Origin of the sequence: Methylobacterium aquaticum, assembly GCF_001043915.1 — a bacterium.
GTDB lineage: Bacteria > Pseudomonadota > Alphaproteobacteria > Rhizobiales > Beijerinckiaceae > Methylobacterium > Methylobacterium aquaticum.
Genome location: NZ_LABX01000310.1, coordinates 1 through 2,284 on the forward strand (window position 1 = coordinate 1; position 2,284 = coordinate 2,284).

General features: G+C 72.9%; 4 protein-coding genes. 3 read left to right on the plus strand and 1 reads right to left on the minus strand.

Features of this window, described 5'->3' with window-relative positions; all coding sequences use genetic code 11:
* The 3 genes from VP06_RS38360 to VP06_RS30825 all read left to right on the plus strand — a co-directional run.
* On the plus strand, positions 1-146 hold a 146-nt coding region (locus VP06_RS38360), incomplete at its 5' end, for a thioredoxin domain-containing protein (protein WP_048467637.1).
* A 63-nt stretch (positions 147-209) separates the two neighbouring features.
* On the plus strand, positions 210-1,049 hold the full coding sequence (locus VP06_RS30820; protein WP_048467638.1) for a carbon-nitrogen hydrolase family protein: 840 nt from the start codon (positions 210-212) through the stop codon (positions 1,047-1,049).
* 109 nt (positions 1,050-1,158) lie between these two features.
* Positions 1,159-1,623 (plus strand): DUF1178 family protein, encoded by a 465-nt coding sequence (locus VP06_RS30825; protein WP_048467639.1) that lies wholly within the window; start codon positions 1,159-1,161, stop codon positions 1,621-1,623.
* A 3-nt stretch (positions 1,624-1,626) separates the two neighbouring features.
* Here the strand turns inward: VP06_RS30825 and VP06_RS30830 are convergent.
* On the minus strand, positions 1,627-2,284 hold a 658-nt coding region (locus tag VP06_RS30830; protein ID WP_197093329.1), incomplete at its 5' end, for a universal stress protein.

Consider the following 2,284-nt stretch of genomic DNA (forward strand, 5'->3'; position numbering starts at 1 on the left):
CCGGCGCGCGCCGGGAGATGATCGACAAGGCCGGCGGGCGCACCAGCGTGCCGCAGATCTTCGTCGGCGAGACCCATGTCGGCGGCTGCGACGACCTCCATGCCCTCGACCGGTCCGGCCGCCTCGATCCGCTTCTGGCCGGCTGAGCCCCTGGCGGCGACCGGCCGATCCGGCGTAAGCTCGCCGGGTCGCCCCGGAGTCCCGCCGCCATGACCGCTCCCCGCTTCGTCGCCGCCTGCGTGCAGATGCGCTCCGGCCGCGATCCCGCGCAGAATCGCGACGCCGCGGTGGCGGGCATCCGCGAGGCGGCGGAAAGGGGCGCGCATTACGTCCAGACGCCCGAGATGACCTCGCTCCTCGAGCGCGACAGGCTGAGCCTGTTCGACAAGATCCGGGCGCCGGAGGACGATGCGACCCTCGGTGCGCTGCGCGACGTCGCCCGCGAGCGGGGCATCGTGGTCCATGTCGGCTCGCTCGCCGTCAAGAACGGCGACAAGGTCGCCAACCGCGCCTTCGTGATCGACCGCGAGGGCGCGATCCGGGCGGCCTACGACAAGCTCCACCTCTACGACGTGGACCTGCCGAACGGCGAGAGCTACCGGGAATCGGCCACCTATACGGGCGGCGCCCGGGCCGTCGTCGTCGATCTGCCGTGGGGCCGGCTCGGCATGGCGATCTGCTACGACGTGCGCTTTCCCGCCCTCTACCGGGCGCTGGCCGAGGCCGGGGCCGAGATCCTGTCGGCGCCCGCCGCCTTCACCCGCCAGACCGGCGAGGCGCATTGGCACGTGCTCCAGCGCGCCCGGGCGATCGAGACCGGCTCGTTCATGATCTCGGCGGCGCAAGGGGGACGGCACGAGGACGGGCGCGAGACCTACGGCCATTCGCTCATCGTCGATCCCTGGGGCCGCGTGCTGGCCGAGGCCGACGGCAATGAGCCGGGGGTGATCCTGGCCGAGATCGACATGGCCCTCGTCGCGGATGCGCGCGCCCGCATCCCGGCCCTGCGCCATGCCCGCCCGGTGGTGGTCGAAACCCTCGGCGCGTGACCGGGGTCCCGTCCCATCGGCTTCCCTTGCGGCCGGATTTCCGCCACACCGACCGCATGAAGCGTCGCAGGCCCTCGCAAATGCGCGCCCGTCCACCGATATCCTTCTCATGATCCTCTACGCCCTGTCCTGCGAGTCCGGCCACAGCTTCGAGAGCTGGTTCCCGTCGAGCGAGTCCTACGACGAGCAGGCGCAGGCTGGGCTCGTGACCTGCCCGTTCTGCAACAGCCCGAAGGTGGCCAAGCAGATCATGGCGCCCTCGCTCGGCCGCACGCCGAACCTGCCGGCCCCGGTCGAGGCACCGCGCCTGCCCGTTGCCGCCGAGGCGCCGGTGAGCCTGGTCTCGGAGCCCGAGCGGCAGCTGCGCGCGATGATCCGTGCCCTGCACGAGCATGTCGCCCGCACCGCCGACCATGTCGGCGAGAACTTCGCGACGGAAGCGCGGAAGATGCATTACGGCGAGGTCGAGCCGCGGGCGATCTACGGCGAGGCGAGCCTGACCGAGGCACGTTCACTCGTGGAGGAGGGGATTGCGGTGCAGCCGCTGCCGTCCTTGCCGGACGACCGCAACTGATCGTCAGCTCGCCAGGAACAGCACCGACCGGTCGGACGCCTCCAGCACCGTCTCGGCCAGCGGCCCGAAAGCCGCTCCCTCTCCCGCGCGGCGGGTGACGCCCATCACGATCAGGTCGTGATTGCCGGCTCTGGCCTGCCGCAGGATCTCGCGCTCGGGCGCCCGGGTGGCGCGGACCTGCATCCGCACCCGGAGACCCGCCTGCTCGGCGAGGTCGAGCACATCGCGAAGGGCCGCCGAATCCCCCTGGGCTAAGCCGGCGAGGCGCCGCCGCGTCCCGGCGGCGTCCGAGAGGAACAAGACCGTCAAGGGCGCGTCCGCGCCGCGGGCCAGGGTGACGGCGATCTCGGCACCGCGGCGGGCCGCCCGGGTGCCGTCGATCACCGCCAGGACCGAGAGGGCGGCGCGCTCCGGGTCATGGCGATGCGCGCCCCGTGCCGCCGCGATGGCGAGCGGCCCGTCGAACCGCTCGGCCGCTTGCGCCACCGCATCGGCAAGGCCGCCACCCGGCGCCACCGTGGGATCGATGCCGACGATCAGGAGGTCGTAGCCCTTGGCCGCCTCCTCGCCCACCGCCTCGGCGGCCGGCATCGCGCGGGCCAGTTCGGTCACCTCGACCGTCCCCGCCTCCTCGTTTCCCGGCCCCTGCTCCGTTCCCCGC

What these genes read in the sequence shown, in the direction of transcription:
- VP06_RS30825 (WP_048467639.1), top strand. Translation starts at nt 1,159, where the DNA reads ATGATCCTCTACGCCCTGTCCTGCGAGTCCGGCCACAGCTTCGAGAGC.
- VP06_RS30820 (WP_048467638.1), top strand. Translation starts at nt 210, where the DNA reads ATGACCGCTCCCCGCTTCGTCGCCGCCTGCGTGCAGATGCGCTCCGGC.